General features: G+C 62.0%; 18 protein-coding genes and 1 tRNA gene. 9 read left to right on the plus strand and 10 right to left on the minus strand.

Going from position 1 to position 19741, the window contains the following annotated elements; translation table 11 throughout:
• The first annotated feature begins 2 nt into the window (after positions 1-2).
• The 3 genes from JWJ88_RS16455 to JWJ88_RS16465 all read left to right on the plus strand — a co-directional run bounded on the left by JWJ88_RS16455 (position 3) and on the right by JWJ88_RS16465 (position 2552).
• Positions 3-374: a response regulator transcription factor gene (locus tag JWJ88_RS16455; RefSeq protein WP_205296769.1), complete on the plus strand. Its 372-nt coding sequence runs from the start codon at positions 3-5 to the stop codon at positions 372-374.
• Between the two features lie 139 nt (positions 375-513).
• Positions 514-1440 (plus strand): bifunctional enoyl-CoA hydratase/phosphate acetyltransferase, encoded by a 927-nt coding sequence (locus JWJ88_RS16460; protein ID WP_205296770.1) that lies wholly within the window; start codon positions 514-516, stop codon positions 1438-1440.
• On the plus strand, positions 1437-2552 hold the full coding sequence (locus tag JWJ88_RS16465; RefSeq protein ID WP_205296771.1) for an acetate/propionate family kinase: 1116 nt from the start codon (positions 1437-1439) through the stop codon (positions 2550-2552). Before JWJ88_RS16460 ends, JWJ88_RS16465 begins: the two co-directional genes overlap by 4 nt.
• Before the next feature lie 14 nt (positions 2553-2566).
• Here JWJ88_RS16465 and JWJ88_RS16470 read toward each other — a convergent pair whose 3' ends face one another.
• From JWJ88_RS16470 to JWJ88_RS16490, 5 genes are all read right to left on the minus strand, one after another.
• Positions 2567-4324 (minus strand): PHA/PHB synthase family protein, encoded by a 1758-nt coding sequence (locus tag JWJ88_RS16470; RefSeq protein ID WP_205296772.1) that lies wholly within the window; start codon positions 4322-4324, stop codon positions 2567-2569.
• Positions 4325-4705: 381 nt separating this feature from the next.
• Complete coding sequence (locus JWJ88_RS16475) at positions 4706-5479, minus strand: heme ABC transporter ATP-binding protein (RefSeq protein ID WP_205296773.1); 774 nt, start codon at positions 5477-5479, stop codon at positions 4706-4708.
• Positions 5476-6555, minus strand: a complete 1080-nt coding sequence (locus JWJ88_RS16480; protein ID WP_205296774.1) for a FecCD family ABC transporter permease — start codon at positions 6553-6555, stop codon at positions 5476-5478. Before JWJ88_RS16480 ends, JWJ88_RS16475 begins: the two co-directional genes overlap by 4 nt.
• Positions 6555-7430 (minus strand): heme/hemin ABC transporter substrate-binding protein, encoded by an 876-nt coding sequence (locus tag JWJ88_RS16485; RefSeq protein ID WP_205296775.1) that lies wholly within the window; start codon positions 7428-7430, stop codon positions 6555-6557. The genes JWJ88_RS16480 and JWJ88_RS16485 overlap by 1 nt, the downstream gene beginning before the upstream one ends.
• Positions 7427-8467 carry a hemin-degrading factor gene (locus tag JWJ88_RS16490; protein ID WP_205296776.1) on the minus strand — a complete coding sequence of 347 codons (1041 nt, stop codon included), beginning with the start codon at positions 8465-8467 and terminating at the stop codon, positions 7427-7429. Before JWJ88_RS16490 ends, JWJ88_RS16485 begins: the two co-directional genes overlap by 4 nt.
• A gap of 486 nt (positions 8468-8953) precedes the next feature.
• Here JWJ88_RS16490 and ugpB point away from each other — a divergent pair, with 486 nt between their 5' ends.
• The 5 genes from ugpB (at position 8954) to JWJ88_RS16515 (ending at position 13785) form a co-directional block, all read left to right on the plus strand.
• Positions 8954-10249 (plus strand): sn-glycerol-3-phosphate ABC transporter substrate-binding protein UgpB, encoded by a 1296-nt coding sequence (gene ugpB, locus JWJ88_RS16495; RefSeq protein WP_205296777.1) that lies wholly within the window; start codon positions 8954-8956, stop codon positions 10247-10249.
• Between the two features lie 48 nt (positions 10250-10297).
• Complete coding sequence (ugpA, locus tag JWJ88_RS16500) at positions 10298-11179, plus strand: sn-glycerol-3-phosphate ABC transporter permease UgpA (protein ID WP_205296778.1); 882 nt, start codon at positions 10298-10300, stop codon at positions 11177-11179.
• Complete coding sequence (gene ugpE, locus JWJ88_RS16505; protein ID WP_205296779.1) at positions 11172-12035, plus strand: sn-glycerol-3-phosphate ABC transporter permease UgpE; 864 nt, start codon at positions 11172-11174, stop codon at positions 12033-12035. Before ugpA ends, ugpE begins: the two co-directional genes overlap by 8 nt.
• A complete protein-coding gene (locus tag JWJ88_RS16510; RefSeq protein ID WP_205296780.1) occupies positions 12036-13100 on the plus strand; it encodes a sn-glycerol-3-phosphate import ATP-binding protein UgpC in 1065 nt (354 codons plus the stop codon).
• 283 nt (positions 13101-13383) lie between these two features.
• Positions 13384-13785, plus strand: coding sequence for a cell wall hydrolase (locus tag JWJ88_RS16515; RefSeq protein ID WP_240200376.1), 402 nt, complete (start codon positions 13384-13386; stop codon positions 13783-13785).
• Between the two features lie 151 nt (positions 13786-13936).
• On the opposite strand, the gene JWJ88_RS16520 is transcribed toward JWJ88_RS16515, so the two are convergent.
• The 5 genes from JWJ88_RS16520 to JWJ88_RS16540 form a co-directional block, all read right to left on the minus strand.
• Positions 13937-14281, minus strand: coding sequence for a YgiW/YdeI family stress tolerance OB fold protein (locus tag JWJ88_RS16520; RefSeq protein WP_205296781.1), 345 nt, complete (start codon positions 14279-14281; stop codon positions 13937-13939).
• Between the two features lie 243 nt (positions 14282-14524).
• Positions 14525-14599 (minus strand) — tRNA-Val (locus tag JWJ88_RS16525).
• A 56-nt stretch (positions 14600-14655) separates the two neighbouring features.
• Positions 14656-14949, minus strand: coding sequence for an HU family DNA-binding protein (locus JWJ88_RS16530; RefSeq protein ID WP_205296782.1), 294 nt, complete (start codon positions 14947-14949; stop codon positions 14656-14658).
• Positions 14950-15018: 69 nt separating this feature from the next.
• Positions 15019-17436 (minus strand): endopeptidase La, encoded by a 2418-nt coding sequence (lon, locus tag JWJ88_RS16535; RefSeq protein ID WP_205296783.1) that lies wholly within the window; start codon positions 17434-17436, stop codon positions 15019-15021.
• A gap of 201 nt (positions 17437-17637) precedes the next feature.
• Positions 17638-17838: a CsbD family protein gene (locus JWJ88_RS16540; RefSeq protein ID WP_205296784.1), complete on the minus strand. Its 201-nt coding sequence runs from the start codon at positions 17836-17838 to the stop codon at positions 17638-17640.
• Positions 17839-18543: 705 nt separating this feature from the next.
• Here JWJ88_RS16540 and JWJ88_RS16545 point away from each other — a divergent pair.
• Positions 18544-19725 (plus strand): hypothetical protein, encoded by a 1182-nt coding sequence (locus JWJ88_RS16545; RefSeq protein ID WP_205296785.1) that lies wholly within the window; start codon positions 18544-18546, stop codon positions 19723-19725.
• The last annotated feature ends 16 nt before the right edge of the window (positions 19726-19741 follow it).

Below are 19741 nucleotides of genomic sequence, written 5' to 3' on the forward strand. Positions count from 1 at the left end.
GAATGGCCCATATCCTGATCGTCGAGGACGAGGACAATATCGCCGCCGCGTTGGAGTTCCTGCTGGCAAGGGCCGGCCACAGCTACAAGCGGCTCACTGGTGGCGATGGCGCACTGGACGAGGTTCGCGCCAACCGGCCGGATCTGGTGCTTCTGGACATCATGCTGCCCGATATTTCGGGCTATGAGATTGTCCAGGCGATGCGTGCCGACCCAACTATGCGCGATGTGCGCGTGTTGCTGATGACCGCCCGCGGTTCGGTGGTCGAACGCCGCAAGGGATTGGCGCTCGGCGCCGACGGCTTCATCGCCAAACCGTTCGAACTGTCGGAATTGCGTGCCGAGATGGCGCGGCTGTTGGGTGGGGTCAACTGACCCCCGACCCTCTGGCGGAACTGTCGCCGCAGACCCACATTCCCGCGACGTTCCCCGGCAAGAGCCGGGATTTTGCTTGTCTCTTGCCGGTATATCGGGATTTTCAAAGTCGGATACGCGCCAGAATGGAAGGTGACCGATGACTGACGCCTATCAAGCCATGATCGACCGCTGTGCCGGGCTGCCGCCTTTGCGCACCGCCGTGGTCCATCCGGTGCGCCACACCGTTTTCGAGGCCGTGAACGATGCGCGCATGTCGGGTTTGATCGAGCCGGTGCTGATCGGACCGGCCGGCCGCATCGCGGCGGCGCTGGCCGAGGCGGGGCTGGCCGCCGAGGATTTCGAGATCGTCGATGCCGAACACAGCCATGCCGCTGCCGCCCGCGCCGCCGCCATGGCGGGTATCGGGCAGGTCGGTGCGATCATGAAGGGCTCGCTGCATTCCGACGAATTGCTGGGTGCGGTGATCGACCCTGCCGCCGGGCTGCGCACCGAGCGGCGCATCAGCCATGCCTTCCTGATGCTGACCAATGATTATCCCCGGCCTTTCATCATCACAGATGCGGCGGTGAACATCGCCCCCGACCTTTCGGTCAAGGCGGATATCCTGTGCAACGCCATCGCGCTTTGGCGTGCGCTCTGGGGTCCGGCGCGGCCTAATGTCGCCATCCTGGCCGCGGTTGAGACAGTCAACCCCAGGATGCAAGCGACGCTGGATGCCGCCGCCCTGTGCAAGATGGCAGATCGCGGCCAGATCGCCGATGCGGTGCTGGACGGTCCGCTGGCCTTCGACAACGCGGTCAGCCTTGCCGCCGCCCAGGAAAAAGGCATCGTCTCGGCGGTGGGCGGTCAGGCCGAGATCCTGCTGGTCCCGGATATCGAATCGGGCAATATGCTGGCCAAGCAGCTTATTTTCATGGGCGGCGCGGATGCGGCGGGGATCGTGTTGGGCGCACGAGTGCCGATCATGCTGACCAGCCGGGCCGATTCCGTGCGCGCCCGGATGCTTTCCACCGCGCTGGCCGTGCTGATGGCCGAGGCGCGGCGACTGGGGCAGATCAAATGATCCCGGCGATCCTGACCCTGAATGCAGGTTCCTCCAGTCTCAAGTTCCGCGTCTTTGCGCGCAAGGGGTTGGCACTGCTGGCGCGCGGCGCGGTCAGCCGCATCGGCGCGGATGCCGAACTGGCGGCGAGGCTGAGCGGCGCGCCCGAATCCCGCAGCCCCCTTGCCGCAGGCGGCGATCACAGCGCGGCGATGCAGGCGGTGCTGGATTTCATCGATGCAAATGACGACGGCTGGCGGATCGAGGCGGTGGCGCATCGCATCGTGCATGGCGGCACACGCTATACCCGCTCGACCCCGGTGACGCCGCAGGTGCTGGCGGATTTGCGGGAATTGATCCCGCTTGCGCCCCTGCATCAGCCGCATGGGCTGGCAGCGATTACTGCCGCGCGCCGGCTGGTGGGGGACGACGTGCCGAACCTCGCTTGTTTCGACACCGCCTTTCATGCCGGGCGCGATGCGCTGTTTACCCATTTTGCCCTGCCCGAGCCGATGTTCGAACAGGGCATCCGCCGCTATGGCTTTCACGGTTTGTCCTATCAGTGGTTGGCGCAGGTGTTGGCGCGCGACCATCCCGATCTGCATCAGGGCCGGGTTGTTGCCGCGCATCTGGGCAATGGTGCCAGCCTGTGTGCCATGCGCGGGGGGCGCAGTATCGATACCACCATGGGCATGACCGCGGTGGACGGCATTCCCATGGGCACGCGCTCGGGTGCTGTTGATCCCGGCGCCATTCTGCTGATGCAGCGCAGTTTCGGTATGACCCCCGAGGAGATCGAGGATCTGATCTATAACCGCTCGGGCCTTATGGGCATGTCGGGCAAGTCGAACGATGTCGCGGCGCTTTTGGCCGATGACTCCCGCCAATCGCGTTTCGCGCTGGATTTCTTTGCGTTGAAATGCGCGCAGGCGGCGGCGACCATGGCGGTCTCATTGGGGGGGATCGACGCGATGATCTTTACCGGCGGCATCGGCGAAAATGCGGCCCCGGTGCGCAATGCGATCTTGCGCCACATGGCTATGCTGGGTGATTTCGCCACTTTGGTCATCCCGGCGAATGAAGAGCGGATGATGGCGATGGAGGCGGCGGCGCTGCTTGCGCCCCAGGATTGACCCCGCGCCGGCATCTATCTTTGCCGGACATAGCTGCCCGGCGCATCCCCCAGCGGCGGATAGCCTGCTGCCGCCGCACCCATATCGGGTGGTGCCTGCCGCTTCTTTGTGGAGTGGTGCGCCAGCCAATCGGTCCAGGCCGTCCACCATGAGCCCGAATGCATGGCGGCAGCCTGTGCCCAATCCTCGGGGTAAAGATAAGCGCCGTTCCGTCGCCTTGTGGCGATGCGGTAATGGCTGCCGGGTTGCGCCGGGTCATGGATGATGCCCGCCAGATGGTCCCTGTCCGCCAGCACAAAGGTCAGTTCGGCATCGCAAAGACAGTGCAGCCGATAGACCGACGACCATGGGGTGACATAATCGTCCTCGGTCCCGACAGCAAAGATCGGCGCGCGGATATTGCGCAGCGCCACGGGTCTGCCCTCGGCCAGCAACCGGTCGCTGGCCAGCGCATTTTCCAGATAGAGGCGGCGCAGGTATTCGCCTTGCATGCGATAGGGCATGCGGGTCGAATCGGCGCTCCAGGCGGCGATGTCGGTCATAGGCTCGCGTTCGCCCAGCAGATAGGCGCGCACCATGCGGGACCACACCAGATCGTTTGAGCGCACAAAGCGGAACGCGCCCAGCATCTGGTCGGCCGTCAGGTAACCGCGCTGCCACATCACGCTTTCCAGCCTGTGCAACTGGTCGTGGTCGATGAACAGCGCCAGATCCCCCGGCTCGGTGAAATCCGTCTGCGCCGCCAAAAGCGAGACAGTGGCCAGCCGGTTGTCCCGTGCCCCGGCCATGGCTGCCGCCGCGATGGCCAGCAGCGTGCCGCCCAGACAATAACCCGCCGCATGGATGCGCTGCCCCGGCAGAACGGCCGAGATCGCATCCACCGCCGCCATGATCCCAAGGTTACGGTAATCGTCCAGCGTCAGGTCGCGGTCCTCGGCGGTCGGATTGCGCCAGGACAGGCAAAACACCGTATGTCCGGCCTGAACCAGATGGCGGACCAGCGAGTTTTCCGGCGACAGGTCCAGCACATAATATTTCATGATCCATGCCGGGACCAACAGCACCGGTTCGGCCAGCACCGTTTCGGTTGCGGGGGCATATTGGATCAGCTCGATCAGGTGATTGCGAAATACCACCTTGCCCGGGGTCGTGGCGACCTCATGGCCGGGACGGAACCGCTCGGCCCCGACGGGGGGCCTGTTGGCGGCAAGATGCGCCATGTCCTCGAACCAGTTGCGTAGCCCGACGAGGTGGCTTAGCCCGCCGGTTTCGATGCTGCGGACGATAACCTCGGGATTGGTCAGGGGCAGGGTTGCCGGCGATACCATGTCCAGCCATTGCTGGGCCGTCGCCGACAACAGGCTTTCATGATGCGGATCGACACCGGGCACGTCGCTGGTGGCCGCCTGCCACCATTGCTGCGCCAAAAGAAAGCCGTGCGCCCAGATGCTGAAGGGCGGATTTCGCCATGCCGGGTCCGCGAAACGCGGGTCCTGCGGAGTCGGCTGGGTCTTCGGCCCGACGGTAAGGGCCACGATCCGAGCCATGAGGTCCGCTGCGTCCTGCGTGGCCTTGCCGGCCAGCTCCATCCGCTTGCCCGGCGCGGCGGCCAGATGCGCGGACCAGTCGATCAGCGCCATGCCAAGCGCCAGGGGCGAGATGCCGGTACCCAATCCCGCAACAGTCGCTTCGCGCAACCGGTCGATGGCGCGATAGGGCGTGATATTGGTCCCTGTGGAACCGCTTTCGGGCAGGTTCGCTGTTTCCTTCATGGCGGCAGGTCCAGACAAGGAAAGGGGCTGGGCGGGCGTCACCACGCCCGGCAATTCATAGCATGGGCGCGGCAACAGCGTCGAGACGGCAGGACCACAGGTCGTTGAATGCGGGATTTGCCTCGCGCAGCGCAGGCATGCGCCGGCCAAGGGGCACTGACCGGGATGGGATGGGCCGGGATGGGATGGGGTTGCGGTCGGCGGGCTCGGGCCAGACCAGTGTGCCGGGTCTTTCCAGCGTCATGGTATGCATCGGGGTTCCCCTTCCATCGCCGGCCTCAGGCTGAATATGTTGATGACAGGCCGGGGTTGCAAATGGGCGCGGCTAAAGGTCGCGGTGCTTTGGTCGGTCAAACCCGACTGGCGGGATCGGCCGCCCTTTTATGCCGCCGCGTGCGGCAGCACCCAGATGCCGCTGTCGGGCACGGTATTGACCCGCAGGCGGCAGCCATAGGCGCCCGAAAGCGCCGCATCGGTCAAAACCTCGTCAGGGCGGCCTTGGCAAAGCACGCGTCCCGCAGTCATCAGCACCAGCTTTTGCGCGAAAAGTGCGGTCAGGTTCAGGTCGTGCATGACCGCAACCACGCCGCCGCCGCGCCGCGCATAATCGGCGGCCAGCCGCATGACCGTCAATTGATGGGCGATGTCGAGGCTACTGACCGGCTCGTCCAGCAACAGCCAATGCGGGCCGGCCTGATCCACGGGATGCCAGACCTGTGCCAGTACCCGCGCAAGCTGCACCCGTTGCTGTTCGCCGCCGGACAGCTCTTGATAAAGCCGGCCGGAAAAGCCGGGCAGATCGACCGCCGCCAGTGCTGCAGGCACCAGAGCATCGGCACGCTCGCCCCGTGCCTCGACGCCGATGCGCACCACCTCGGCCACGGTAAAGGGAAATGACAACGCCCCCGCCTGCGGCAGCACCCCCCGGCACTGCGCCAGTTCCTCGGGCGACATATCGGCGATGTCGCGGCCGTTCAGGGTGATGCGGCCACGGCAGGCAAGTTCGCCGGTCAGGCCGCGCATCAAGGTGGTCTTGCCCGAACCGTTCGGCCCGACGATGGCGGTGATCTCGCCCGCCCGCGCCTCGACCGAGACCTCATGCAGGATCTGCTTGCGGCCAAGACTGACCGAGATATCGGTGGCGATCAGGCTCACAGGTCCAGCACCCCTCGGTTGCGCAACAGGATCCACAGAAAGAACGGGCCGCCCATGATGGCGGTGACGATGCCGATCGGCAGTTCGGCCGGCGCGATGATCGTGCGGCTGACCATGTCGGCCAGCAGCAGCGTGACCCCGCCCAAGAGCGCTGAGTTCACCAGCAGCCAGCGGTGATCGGGCCCGCTGGCCAGCCGCAACAGATGCGGCACCACGATGCCGACAAAACCGATGCCGCCCGAAACCGCGACTGCAGCGCCGGTGGCGGCGGCAACGGTCAGGATGGCAAGGTTCTTGACCTTTTGCACCCGGATGCCGATATGGCCGGCCGCCGCCTCTCCCAAGGCAAGCGCGTTCAGGCCGCGCGCAAGCCAGGGGGCAAAGACCAGCGCCATCGCCATGATCGGCGCTCCGGCCAGCAGCTTGGGCCAGTTCGCCCCGGCGAGCGAGCCGAGCCCCCAAAAGGTCAGATCGCGCAGTTCCCGGTCATTGGCGCGTAAGATCACCACGCCGGAAAGCGCGCCCATGATCGCACCAAGGGCGATGCCCGCCAGCAGCATGGTTGCGACCGAGGTACGCCCACGTCGCGTGGCGATGCGGTAAAGCACCATGGTGGTCAGCCAGCCGCCGGCAAAGGCCGCAAATGGAACAAGATACCCACCGAATATCGCCGCAATTCCCGCCGGCAACGAGCCGCCCAGCACGATGGCCAGGATCGCCCCAAGCGATGCGCCCGAACTGACGCCGACGATGCCCGGATCGGCCAGCGGATTGCGGAACAGGCCCTGCATCACTGCGCCCGAGACCGCCAGCGACGCCCCGACAAAGATGCCCATCAGCACACGCGGCAGGCGGATATCCATCAGGACCACCCGGTCCTGCGCCGCAAGCTCTTGTCCCGTCAGCAGGTCCGCGATTGCCCGCGTCAGCGAAGTCCCCGAGGCCCCCCAACCCAGCGACACCACAGCCATCCCGACCAGCAGCAGCGCCAGAAACAGGCAGAGGCGACGCGCAAGATGGCTGCGATCACCCTCGATCCGTGCCGGCTGGCGGAGTTCGGGTGAAAGGGCCACCATTACCACCCTCCATAGATCAGGTCGTGCAGCTCGACCGCCGCCTCGCCGGTGCGAGGGCCAAAGCCCAAGAGCTTGAGCCCGTCCATGATTACCAGTGCGCCGCTGCGTCCTGCCGGGGTCTGCCCCAGCGCCGGCAGGGCCAGTATCGCCTGTTTCGTCTCGGTTTCGCTGTTGCCGCCGTTGGCCTCGGTGTCCGCCTGCTCGTCGCCGCGGCGCATCATCAGGATGACGTCGGGTGCCGCCTCGATCAGTGCCTCGTCGGTGATGGGCTTGTAGCCCCTGAGGCCCTGCATGGCGTTTTGCGCGCCGGCCAACGTGATGATGCCATCCGCCGCCGTGTCGGTTCCGGCTGCCAGGACGCGCCCGCCTTGCAGCGACAGGATGAACAGCACCGTCTTGGGCGTGCCCACCGCTGCCGCCCGGCTGGCCGCAGCATCCAGCTCGGCCGCCAGCTTTTCGTGCAGCGCGTGACCTTTGTCGGGTATGCCAAGCGCCGCGGCGACGGCATCGATCTTTTGCAGCACGCCTTGGGCGTCATAGCGTTCGTCGACGCTAACAAAGGGCAGGCCGGCCGATTTCAGTACGGCGACCGCCTCGGGCGGGCCGGCGCCCTCTTCGGCGATGATCAGATCGGGCGAAACCGACAACACGCCTTCGGGCGAAAGCGCGCGGACATAGCCAACATCGGGCAGGGCATTGGCTTCGGGCGGCCAGTTCGAGGATGTGTCCCGTCCAATCAGCCGCGATTCTTCGCCCAAGGCATAGATGATCTCGGTCACCGAGCCGCCCAGCGACAGCACGCGCCGGGCCTCGGGGTAGGTTTCCGCACTGGCGGCGCCAGCCAGAAGGATCAAGGCAAGCGCCAGCCGTTTCATTCCGCCGCCCTTGCCAGCGCCGGTAGTTCGGCGACCACCGCTGCCCATGCTTCGGCATCGCCGCCCTTTTCGGGACGCAGGCCGAAGCACTGAAAAATCAGCGCGCCCTCGGCATCGAACGCCTCGACCGAGATTGCGGGGCCGCGCTTGGTCGGCTTGTCCACCGCCCAGACCTCGGCGACGTGATCGACGCGCAGATGCAGGTTGAAGCGCGGGTCCATGACGTTGAGCCAAGGCCCCATGGGTTTGAGCGAATGGATGGTCCCCGAATGGATCTCGATACAACCCATGTTGCCGACAAAGAACATCACCCCGACGCCATCGGCATGGATACGCTCCAGCAGGGTCGGCACCGCCTCGGGCGTTAGCGGCCTTACCAGCGGCCCTCCGGCGATGCGATAGGCACCCAGCCGGTTCATCTTGAGCCGGCGGATCAGGATGTTGAACTGGTGCGTGTCGGTCATTTGCGCCCATTCCTGACGCAGCGCGTCGGCGCGTTCGGGGTTGGGCTTGGGCGGTTCGACCGGTGCGCGGGGGTGGAAGTCGGCGCTGTCGGACTGATCGGCCAGCGCCAGGTCGCGCCGCAGCGTGTCCCATGCCGTCAGGTCCGATGTCTCGCGCAGATGGATCTTGTGCACCGCATCGCCGGCCGTATCGAATATCTGGATCGAGCGTCGGGTGCCGGTTCCGGTCTCTTGCTCGACAGCAAAGGCATGGGTCCAGTGACGGGGAAAGATGCGCAGGTCGATTTCGGGATCCAGCGTCATGGCGGCATGTTCGCCGTCGTGAAAGTCGTTGTAGGTACCGATTTTTTCAATCACGCAAGAGCGGTTGCGGGTCAGCGCCATCACCTCGCCCAAGGCTTGCACGCACGGGATCAGCCGGCCGGGAAGAGGGTCGATGCGCAGGGTGCCATGACCGACCCGCGCCGCGACCAGCGCCGCTTCGGGGACGCCCAGCCGCTCGGCCAGATCATAGGGGCGGCCGCTGTCCTGGGTCAGAAGGCGGCGCAGATCTTCGGGGGAGTGCCTGCTCATCACGGTGCCTTTCGCTGCTGTGCATGCCCGGTCCAGCCCCGGAACCATACGTAAGGAATCATTGACGGTTTTACTAAGATTATCCGGCTTGGCGCAAGCCGGTCGTGTATGCGCTTACTGGCTGCGCATTGGGTCATGATGCCACAGGGTTTCCGCCGTTAGGATGCGGGATGGGATGCCGGAAAATGGCTCAGATCCCGCTTGGATGGGCTTTCGGTTTACTGAACCCCATCGAAAGTGGCAGCAAAATTCGGTAAGAATTCACATTATGTATATCTATTTATCTATTGATTTTAATATTTAATATTGAAATTCATTCCAATATCCTCCTGCCTGCCATACCAGACCGGTCAGTTGCGAATTGACACCCCGGCCCTCGGCAGGTGACAAATCCGAACAGGGAGGCGGACGGAGCGTGACGGGTCAAGGCTTGCGCATGCCGTCCGGAAACGATGACGCCGCAAGGCACGACTCGGAGGAAAAACAATGCAAAGAACCCTATTCTGGCTGGCCGGGCTGATGGCCTTGCCTGTCGCGGCCGAGGCCAAGACCGAAATTTCGTGGTGGCATGCGATGTCGGGCGCAAACGCCGAAGTGGTGACCAAGATCGCCAACGACTTCAACGCCAGCCAATCCGATTACGAGTTGAAACCCGTTTTCAAGGGCACCTATCCCGAAGCGCTCAATGCCGGCATCGCCGCCTTCCGCGCCGGGCAAGCGCCCGACATCATCCAGGTTTTCGACGTGGGCACCGGCGTCATGATGGGCGCACAAGGCGCGATCAAGCCGGTCGCCGAGGTGCTGAACGAGGGCGGTTTTACCTTTGACAAAAGCCAGTATCTGCCCGGCATCGTCGGTTACTATTCGACGCCCGAGGGCGAGATGCTGTCATTCCCCTATAACTCATCCTCGCCGATCCTGTATTACAACAAGGATATCTTCGAAAAGGCGGGGCTGGACGTGGATAGCCCGCCCAAGACCTGGGCAGAGGTTTGGGATGCCGCCCGCAAGATCAAGGAATCGGGTGCGGCAACCTGCGGCTATACCTCGACCTGGCTGACGTGGATCCACACCGAGAACTTCGCCGCATGGAACGACGTGAACTGGGGCACCAACGAAAACGGTCTGGCCGGCACGCCGGAACTGAGAATCGACGGCCCGCTGTTCGTCAAGCATTTCCAGGAGATCGCCGACCTGGCGAAAGAGGGTGTTTTCGTCTATGGCGGTCGCACCAGCGAGGCCAAGCAGAACTTCACCTCGGGCGAATGCGGTATCCTGACCGAAAGCTCGGGCGGGCTGGGCGATATCGTCAAATCCGGCATGAACTACGGCATCGGCCAACTGCCCTATGACGAGACCGCCGAGGGCGCGCCGCAAAACACCACCCCGGGCGGTGCCTCGCTTTGGGTCATGGGCGGTAAGTCGGACGAGATCTACAAGGGCGTCGCCGCCTTCTTCAACTACCTGTCGCAGACCGAGGTGCAGCAATTCCTGCACGAGCAATCGGGCTATCTGCCGGTGACCATGGCGGCCTATGAGGCGACCAAGGCTTCGGGTTTTTACGACGAGAATCCGGGTCGCGAAACTCCGATCCTGCAGATGATGGGCAAGGAGCCGACCGAGAACTCCAAGGGCGTGCGGGCGCCGAACCTGCCGCAACTGCGCGACATCCAAAACGAAGAGTTCGAAAAGATGCTCGCCGGCCAACAAGACGCGGCCACCGCGCTTAAGAATGCCGTCGAACGTGGCAATGCCGCGCTGAAAGAAGCCGTCGGCGGCTAAAGGCATGGGCGGGCGCATCGTCGCCCGCCCGTTCCGAAAGGGGGACGGATGAGACGAACGGTCTTTCCGCACAAGCTGCTGCCATGGCTGCTGCTTGTGCCGCAACTAACAATCACGGTGATCTTCTTCTATTGGCCTGCGGCACAGGCCTTTCGGCAATCTGTGCTGCGCGAGGATCCCTTTGGCCTGACCTCGACCTTTGTCGGGTTGGCCAATTTCCGCAGGGTGCTGAGCGATCCGAACTATCTGAACTCGGTGCGGGTGACAGCGGTATTTTCCGTGCTCGTGGCGTTTTTCGCCATGGCGATCGCGCTGTTTCTGGCCGTGCAGGTGGAAAAGATCGTTCGCGGCAAGGGGTTTTACCGAACGCTGATGATCTGGCCCTATGCGGTGGCGACCGCCATCGCCGGCATGCTGTGGCTGTTCATGTTCAATCCCAGTTTCGGCACCCTGGCCTGGCCGCTGCGGCAGATGGGCATCTATTGGAACCCGCTTCTGGATGGCGGGCAGGCCATGGCGCTGGTGGTGGCTGCGGCGACATGGAAACAGATAAGCTATAATTTCCTGTTCTTTGTCGCCGGTTTGCAGGCCATTCCGCGCTCCCTGCTGGAGGCGGCGGCCATCGACGGCGCTTCCCGCCGGCATGTGTTCTGGACCATCACCTTTCCGCTGCTGGCGCCGACGACCTTTTTCCTGCTGGTGGTGAATACGGTCTATGCGCTGTTCGATACCTTCGGCATCATCCACGCGGTCACTGGCGGCGGTCCCGGCAAGGCAACTGAAACGCTGGTTTATAAGGTCTATAACGACGGTTTCGTGAACCTGATCATGGGCGACAGCGCCGCGCAATCGGTCATCCTGATGCTGATCGTGATCGTGCTGACCGCTTTCCAGTTCCGCTTTATCGAGAGAAGGGTGCATTATGGCTGAGTCCACTCCGCTGGCCGTGCGCGGGGCGGGGCGAGTGCTGGCGCATTTCTGGATGGTGTTGGGCGTGATCGTCGTGGCCTTTCCGATCTATTATGTCTTTATCGCCTCGACCCATACCGTGCAGACCATCCTGCGCCCGCCGCTGCCGCTGCTGCCCGGACCCGAGCTGGTGACCAACTACACCGAGGCTTTCGAAGGCGGCGTGCGGCGCATCGGCGGGGTCAGCCTGTGGCGGCTATTGGCCAATACCACCATCGTCGCGCTTGGCATCGCGCTGGGTAAGATCGTGATTTCCATGGCTTCGGCCTATGCCATCGTCTTTTTCCGCTTTCCGCTGCGCATGGTGTGTTTCTGGCTGATCTTCATCACCCTGATGCTGCCGGTGGAGGTTCGCATCCAGCCCACCTACAAGGTCATGGTCGATCTGGGGCTGATCGACACCTATCCCGGGCTGATCCTGCCGCTGATCGCCTCGGCTACGGCAACGCTGCTGTTCCGGCAGTTCTTCATGACGATCCCCGATGAACTGCTGGAGGCTGCACGCGTCGATGGCGCGGGGCCCTGGCGGTTCTTCAAGGATATCCTTTGGCCGCTGTCGCTGACCAATGTGGCGGCGATCTTCGTGATCCAGTTCATCTATGGCTGGACGCAATATCTGTGGCCGCTTTTGGTCACCAATTCCAACGAAATGAACACCATCGTCATCGCGCTGAAAAAGATGATCTCTTTTGCCGATGCCGATACGCCCTGGAACCTCGTGATGGTCACCTCGGTGCTGGCCATCGTGCCGCCGATCCTGGTGGTGATGCTGATGCAGCGATGGTTCGTCAAGGGTTTGGTCGAGACGGAGAAATAAATGGCCCGTATCCTGCTGAACGACGTCCGCAAGAGCTATTCGGGCAATCAGGTCATCCACGGCATCACCATGGATATCGCCGACGGCGAGTTCGTGGTGATCGTGGGCCCGTCCGGCTGCGGCAAGTCCACGCTTTTGCGGATGGTCGCTGGGCTGGAGGCGATCACCTCTGGCACGGTGGAAATCGGTGGCAAGGTGGTAAATCAGCTTGAGCCGCGCCAGCGCGATATCGCCATGGTGTTTCAGAACTATGCGCTTTATCCGCATATGTCGGTGCGCCAGAACATGGCTTACGGCCTGAAGATCGCGAAACTGCCGAAGCCCGAGATCGAGGCGCGGGTGGCCAAGGCCGCGCAGATGCTGGAGCTGGAGCCCTATCTGGACCGCAAACCGCGTGCACTGTCGGGCGGCCAGCGCCAGCGCGTCGCCATGGGCCGCGCCTTGGTGCGCGAACCGGCGGCGCTGTTGCTGGATGAGCCGCTGTCCAATCTGGATGCCAAGCTGCGGGTGCAGATGCGGTTGCAAATCAAAGAGATGCACCTGCGCACCGGCCAGACCACGCTTTACGTCACCCATGACCAGGTCGAGGCGATGACGCTGGCCGACCGGCTGATCGTGATGAACAAGGGCGTTGCGGATCAGATTGCCACGCCGCTGGAGGTGTATCAACAGCCTGCCAGCGAATTCGTTGCCGGCTTTATCGGATCGCCGGCGATGAATATTTTCACGGTTGCGGCGGGCGAGGGGCAGGTGACCCTGCCCGGCGGTGCGGTGCTGCCGCTTCCGGGGGTGCCGCGCGGCGGCGACCTGCGGCTTGGCCTGCGCCCCGAGCATCTGCGGCCGGCCCAGCCGGGCGAGGCGGCAATCCCGGTCATGCTGCGCTCGGTCGAGCGGTTGGGCGCGGATGCCTTTGGCTATGGCATGATCGAAGGGTCAGAAGTGCCCTTGGTATTGCGGCTGCACGGATCCAGCGGGCTTTCTCGGGGAGACCGGATCGAGGTGGTGCCCGAACCGGCGCATCTGCATTTCTTCGATGCAGAGAATGGCCGACGCATCGAAGGCTGAAGCGGTCCTTGGGGGCATCCAAGCGAGCAAGGGGGGCGACGACATATCGGCGTTTATTCGCCGGTTTCAGGACGGCGCTTCCCGGCAGCATGTCTCGCGGTTGAAATTACACGCCATGCGCGTCACAAAAGCGGCGTGGGACAGTAAAAAAAGCAAACCAATGGCCATCCAATCGCCGAAGTTGCGGCAAACTGCGACCGTCGTATCCGTACTCTTCGTGTTGGCGGGGTGCGCGAACCAACCCTCAAGCACGGGCTCCTATACCAAGGAGGACCTGAACTGCATGGAACGGGCGATCTTTTTCGAGGCCAACAGGTCGAGCCGGGCCGGCATGGTGGCGGTCGGCACCGTTGTCATGAACCGGGTCGAGTCGGATCAGTTTCCCGATACGGTGTGCGGGGTTGTGGGACAGAAAGGCCAGTTTGCGCCCGGTGTGCTGACGCGCCCCATGGCTTCGAAAGCTTTGCCGGATGTGAGAGAGGCCGCGATTGCGGTTCTTCGTGGCGAACGGCAAAACCAGATTGAAAATGCCATGTTTTTCCATACCAGCGGTTATACGTTCCCCTATAATAACATGCATTATGTCCTCGTCGCGGGTGGAAATGCTTTCTACGAAAAGCGCAAAAGCGCTTTGGTGACGCAACGGGTTCCACCATTGCCGATTGAACGCAGCGGCAGTCGTTAAGCCCTGAATCCCAAAGCGATTTAGCCTGATTTTCCACTTCCTGCGATCATCACGCGTTTCTGCGTGGACTGCCGTGCAAATCTGCTGTGGAGGTGACAGTATGACCGGGCTACCCAGAATGTGCGGCGGCGAAAGTTTGTGAAGCAGCGCGCTAGTCTAGAACATCCAGACGGTGGACATCTATATAGCGACCTCTGATTCCGCGATCGACCTCGCCCGTCAGGCGAACATTGGTATCGGGACCTATTGTCTTGCCACGGAATACTCGGCGTTCGATTTCGGCGGTCATCGTGCCGGTGTGATCCTTGAAGATATAATAATCCTCGCGCTGATGGCCGATAATATTCCCAGTCAATACGGCCGGGGTATCCCAGCGCGCCTGTGCGGCTTCGGCAACCGTGGTCACTGTCGTGGAACTGGGGCCAACGAACTGGGCAACCGCTGGCGTTCCCGCCAATGCCGCCGATATTGCGAAGGCAATTGCAACCTTCTTCATCTGGTATCCCTTTATCGGGTGACCCGTCCCCATGACTGAGTCGCATCTACAGGATGAGGCCAACGACCTTTCCTTTCAAGAAAAAGCCGGCCATGATTAACCTCCGTCACAGAAATCTGGATTCCTCTCTGAATAGGTAAAGGAATCGCATGCCGGGAGGCGCAATTCTTGTCTGTATCCGTAGGGGAAGTTCAACCGACCTAGGCGCGCTTCGTATGCGCTGGCCTAAGTCGTTGAAAATAATGGTGGGCGATAACGGATTTGAACCGCTGACATCTTCGATGTGAACGAAGCGCTCTACCGCTGAGCTAATCGCCCGATGCGCGCTAGATAGCCGCAGCCGCGGGAGGCTGCAAGAGGTTTCAGGCGAAAAATCATGCCTCGCCGGCGATACGGCGGCGCAGGCGCAGGGTAATGATCTCGCCGCCCGTCCTGTCGTTGCGGCGACTGATCCGTGCGCGTCCAAGTGGCGGTAATGCCAGCGTCATGCCTGCGGCAATCGCTTCGCCCAATTCGGCCAGCGTGGCCTCGACGACCGTCTTGACCTCGGTGTTGCGCAAGCCAGTTCGTCGGGCGACCTGCGCCAGAAGCTGGCGTTTTTGCAAAACTTTTGCCGGCTCCGGCTCGACAAAGCTGTCTCTTTGCGCTTTTCCTCCTGATCGTGTCATGAGCGAACTCCTTTCTGTTGGAGCCTCGGCCAAGAAAAAACCGCGCGAGAGACCCGCGCGGTTTCAAGTTTAGTGGGCGACTGCCGCACCGCCACTTCCCTGATCGCGGGTCGCGGCAAGCCGGCTGGCCTCGGCCGCCTCTTCTGCGGCTTCGTCCCATTCGATGGGCTCGGGCATCCGCACCAGCGCGTGCTGCAATACTTCGCGCACGTTGCTGACGGGGATGATCTTCAGCCCTTCCTTAACATTGGCCGGGATCTCGGCCAGGTCCTTTTCGTTATCGGCCGGGATCATCACCGTCTTGATCCCGCCACGCAGGGCCGCCAGCAGCTTTTCCTTGAGCCCGCCGATAGCCAGCACGTTACCGCGCAAGGTGACCTCGCCGGTCATGGCGACGTCCTTGCGGACCGGAATCTGAGTCAGCACCGAGACGATCGAGGTCACCATGGCGATGCCCGCCGAAGGTCCGTCCTTGGGCGTCGCGCCTTCGGGAACGTGGACGTGGATATCCACCGTCTCGAATTTCGGCGGTTTCACCCCGATATCCGGGCTGATCGAGCGGACAAAGGAGGATGCGGCGTCGATCGATTCCTTCATCACGTCGCCCAGTTTGCCGGTCGTCTTCATCCGGCCTTTGCCGGGCAGCTTCAGTGCTTCGATCTGCAACAGATCGCCGCCGACCTGCGTCCAGGCAAGACCAGTGACCACGCCGACCTGATCGTCCTTTTCGGCCAGACCATAACGATGACGACGCACGCCCAGATACTCCTCGGCCTTTTCCGAGGTAACCTCGACGCTTTTGACCTTGCCCTTGAGAATCTCGGTCACCGCCTTGCGGGCCAGTTTCGCGATCTCACGTTCCAGCGACCGCACGCCCGCCTCGCGGGTGTAATAGCGGATCACATGGGTCAGCGCCTCGTCCGTCACCGAGAATTCGCCTTTGCGCAGCCCATTCGCCTTGATCTGCTTGGGCAGCAGGTGCTGGCGCGCGATCTCGTGCTTCTCGTCCTCGGTATAGCCAGCCAGAGGGATGATCTCCATCCGGTCAAGCAGCGGGCCCGGCATGTTGTAGCTGTTGGCCGTGGTCACGAACATCACGTTCGACAGGTCGTATTCCACCTCCAGATAGTGGTCCACGAAAGTCGCGTTCTGTTCGGGGTCCAGCACCTCGAGCATGGCCGAGGCCGGATCGCCGCGGAAATCCTGGCCCATCTTGTCGATCTCGTCGAGCAGGATAAGCGGATTCGTGGTCTTGGCCTTTTTCAGCGCCTGAATGATCTTGCCGGGCATCGAGCCGATATAGGTCCGGCGGTGGCCGCGGATTTCGGATTCGTCGCGCACGCCGCCAAGGCTGATGCGGATGAATTCGCGCCCGGTGGCCTTGGCCACGCTGCGTCCCAGCGAGGTTTTGCCGACACCCGGAGGGCCGACGAGGCACAGGATCGGACCTTTCAGCTTGGCGGAGCGGTTCTGCACTGCCAGATATTCGACGATCCGTTCCTTGACCTTTTCCAGACCGTAGTGATCGGCGTCCAGCACCTCTTCGGCCTTGCCGAGATCCTTGCGGATACGCGACTTGACACCCCAGGGCAGGGACAACAGCCAGTCGAGGTAGTTGCGGCTGACCGTGGCTTCGGCCGACATCGGCGACATCGACTTCAGCTTCTTGAGTTCGGCATCGGCCTTTTCACGGGCTTCCTTGCTGAACTTGGTCTGCTCGATCTTTTCTTCCAGCTCGGTGATTTCGTTCGAGCCGTCCTCGCCGTCGCCCAGCTCGCGCTGAATGGCCTTCATCTGCTCATTCAGATAGTATTCGCGCTGGGTTTTCTCCATCTGCGTCTTGACGCGGGACTTGATCTTTTTCTCGACCTGCAGAACCGACATCTCGCCCTGCATCAGGCCATAGACCTTTTCCAGGCGCTCGGCGGTCACCAGCGTTTCAAGCAGTTCCTGCTTCTTGTCCAGCGCAATGCCCAGATGGCCGCTGACCAGATCGGCCAGACGCGCGGGCTCTCCGGCCTCGGCAACGGCCGAGACGACTTCTTCGGGAATGTTCTTGCGAACCTTGACGTAACGTTCGAATTCCTCGGCGACGGCGCGGGTCAGTGCGGTCACCGTATCCTCGTCCCCCGCCTCTTCGGTCAGAGCCTCGCAACGGGCTTCGAAATAGGCTTCGTTCGGCACAAAATCGGTGATCTGCACACGTTCGCGCCCTTCGACGAGCACCTTGACGGTCCCATCGGGAAGCTTCAGCAGTTGCAACACATTTGCCAGAACGCCGGTCCGGAAAATCCCCTCGGCGGCAGGCTCGTCGACCGCGGCATCCTTCTGGGCAGCCAGAAGAATCGGACGGTCCTGTTCCATCACGGCCTCGAGCGCCCGCACCGATTTTTCACGCCCGACGAACAGCGGCACGATCATATGCGGGAACACCACGATATCCCGCAAAGGCAGGACCGGATGAGTGGTTTGGGCGAATTCGTTCATTGAATCAGTCCTTTCTCGCCAAGAGGCGCAACCCCTAAGGCAGGCAGTCTGCGCCCCCTGCTGGCTGACAAGATAGGTAGCCCGCGCAGGAGGTTCAATGGGGGATTGGTTCGTCCTTTGTTCCCAAGTCCGTCAACCAAAAAAGCCCCCGGCATAAACCGGGGGCCTTGGCAACCTATCCAACTTTGAAGGCTGGGCGGGTCAGCCCTTGTCTTCGAAGAAGGAATTGATCTGCTCGTCGGCATGTTCCTTGGTCCAGCCGTATTTTTCCTGCAGCTTGCCGGCAAGCTTGTCCTTTTTGCCCGCAACCTCGGTCAGTTCGTCATCCGTAAGGTCGCCCCACTTCTCTCTGACGCTACCCTTGAGCTGATTCCACTTGCCTTCAATAATATCCCAGTTCATCGGCACTCCTTCCGATCGGATTGCATTTGCACATGGGAACTCAACACCGGTTGGGGACCGAGGTTCCGCTCTCGATGCGGAAAACGCGGCATAAGTCATTCATCGGCAGCTTTGATCTTTGCCGCACCGGGCAGATCGGATTGATGTGCAAAGGAAAATCCGGAGCAGGGACGCGCCAGAATTTTGCTCGCTAGACAAGGCAGATTGCGGCCGGAAAATCCGCCCCGTGCAAGGGAGTTCTTGCAATCCGATACCCGTAATACGAGAAATATGGATAATCGCTTTAGAATGGTTTGCCAAATCAAGGGTTTTGGAAAACATGGGCTCAAAGTAATCGGCGGAAAAGCGCCATAGCCTTATCGAAACAATCGACAAGTTTTTGGCGAGATGTCAAATTTAGAAAATAAGCGACCGGGTAAGCACGGTGCCCACGTCTCACCCGGTCTCGCCGTACCCGTAAAAGTGGAAATCGTTCAACGGCTAACGCTACCCTGCAATGAAAGCCGTGGACCGGGAACCTGCCTTTTTGGTGAGGTTCCTCATGATTTTTTTCCATCCATACAATTCAAGCGTGTCTTTGACCCTTATTAAACATCGCGATATCTAACTCTGGTTGAATATCAGAATTTGATTTCATCTATGGAATGAGCCGCCCTCTTGTTGCTAAGACCTGTTGCGGTAAAGATTCGCAGACGGGGTGCGCGAATGGCGAAACAAGGCAAGGGCAAAGGGCGGGACGGAACGATTCCATCTCCTGCTTCCCCTGCGGCCGAACGTGCCGCGCGTCAGGCGGCCAATCGCGCTGAACGCGAGGCGCGTCGTCAGGCTCGTCAGGCCGAACGTGCCGCGCGCCAGTCGGGTAAAGCCCTTCCCACGCGGGTCGATCAACCTGCTTTGCCGCGGTCGATCCCCTTCAACATCCTGCTGATAGGGCAGGGTCAGCGTCTGGGTGTCGAGGCGGTGTTGTTCGCCGCCAGCCTGCGCCGCCATGCGCCCGACTGGGGTGGGCGACTGATTGTCGCGGAACCTCGGCCCGAAGGCGCCTGGGCTGGCACACGGACCCTGATGCCTGACGCGATCCGTCAGACCCTTGCTGGTTTCGGAGCCGAAATCCTGCCCTTTACCGCCACCCACTTCGGCGCCAGCTATCCCTATGGCAACAAGATCGAGGCGCTGGCCATCCTGCCGCCCGCTGAACCTTTTATCTTTTTTGACAGCGATACATTGGTGACCGGACCTCTGGACAGGTTGGCTTTCGATTTTTCGCGGCCATCGGCTTCGATGCGCCGGACCGGCACTTGGCCCCAGCCGCCACTTTATGGCCCGGGCTATGGCGAGATCTGGAAATCGCTCTACGACCGATTCGGGCTGGATTATGAAAGCTCGCTCGACACCAGCCAGCCCGATGAGCATTGGGAGCGTTACCTGTATTTCAATGCCGGCTGGTTCTTTGGTCCCGATCCGCAGGACTTCGGCCGGCGTTTCCTTGAATGGGCACTGGCGATCCGCGACGACCCGGGTGAGGCACTGGCCTGCCAAACGCTGGACGTCCTGCTGGATCAGGTGGTGCTGCCGCTGGTGATCCATGCGCTTGGCGGTGGCCGTCCTGGCCCTGAACTGGCCGGTCTCGACGGCGATACAACCTGCCATTATCGTGATCTGTCGCTGCTCTATGCCCGGGAAAGCGACCTGGCCGTCGATACGATCGAGACTCTGCTACATGATCCGCGTCTGCAACCGCTGGCCGAGGCATGGGAGCCGGCAAGGAAAATCGTATTGGAGGGGATTGGCCGAAACCGCATCCGGCCCATGTTCAACCGCTGTGGACCGCTGAACGAAGGACGGACACGGCAGACCCTGAAAAAGGCTGGTCTCTGGCTGCGTTGACTAGGCAGCTAACACG

It is taken from the genome of Paracoccus methylovorus (genome assembly GCF_016919705.1).
In the GTDB taxonomy this organism is placed as follows: Bacteria; Pseudomonadota; Alphaproteobacteria; order Rhodobacterales; family Rhodobacteraceae; genus Paracoccus; species Paracoccus methylovorus.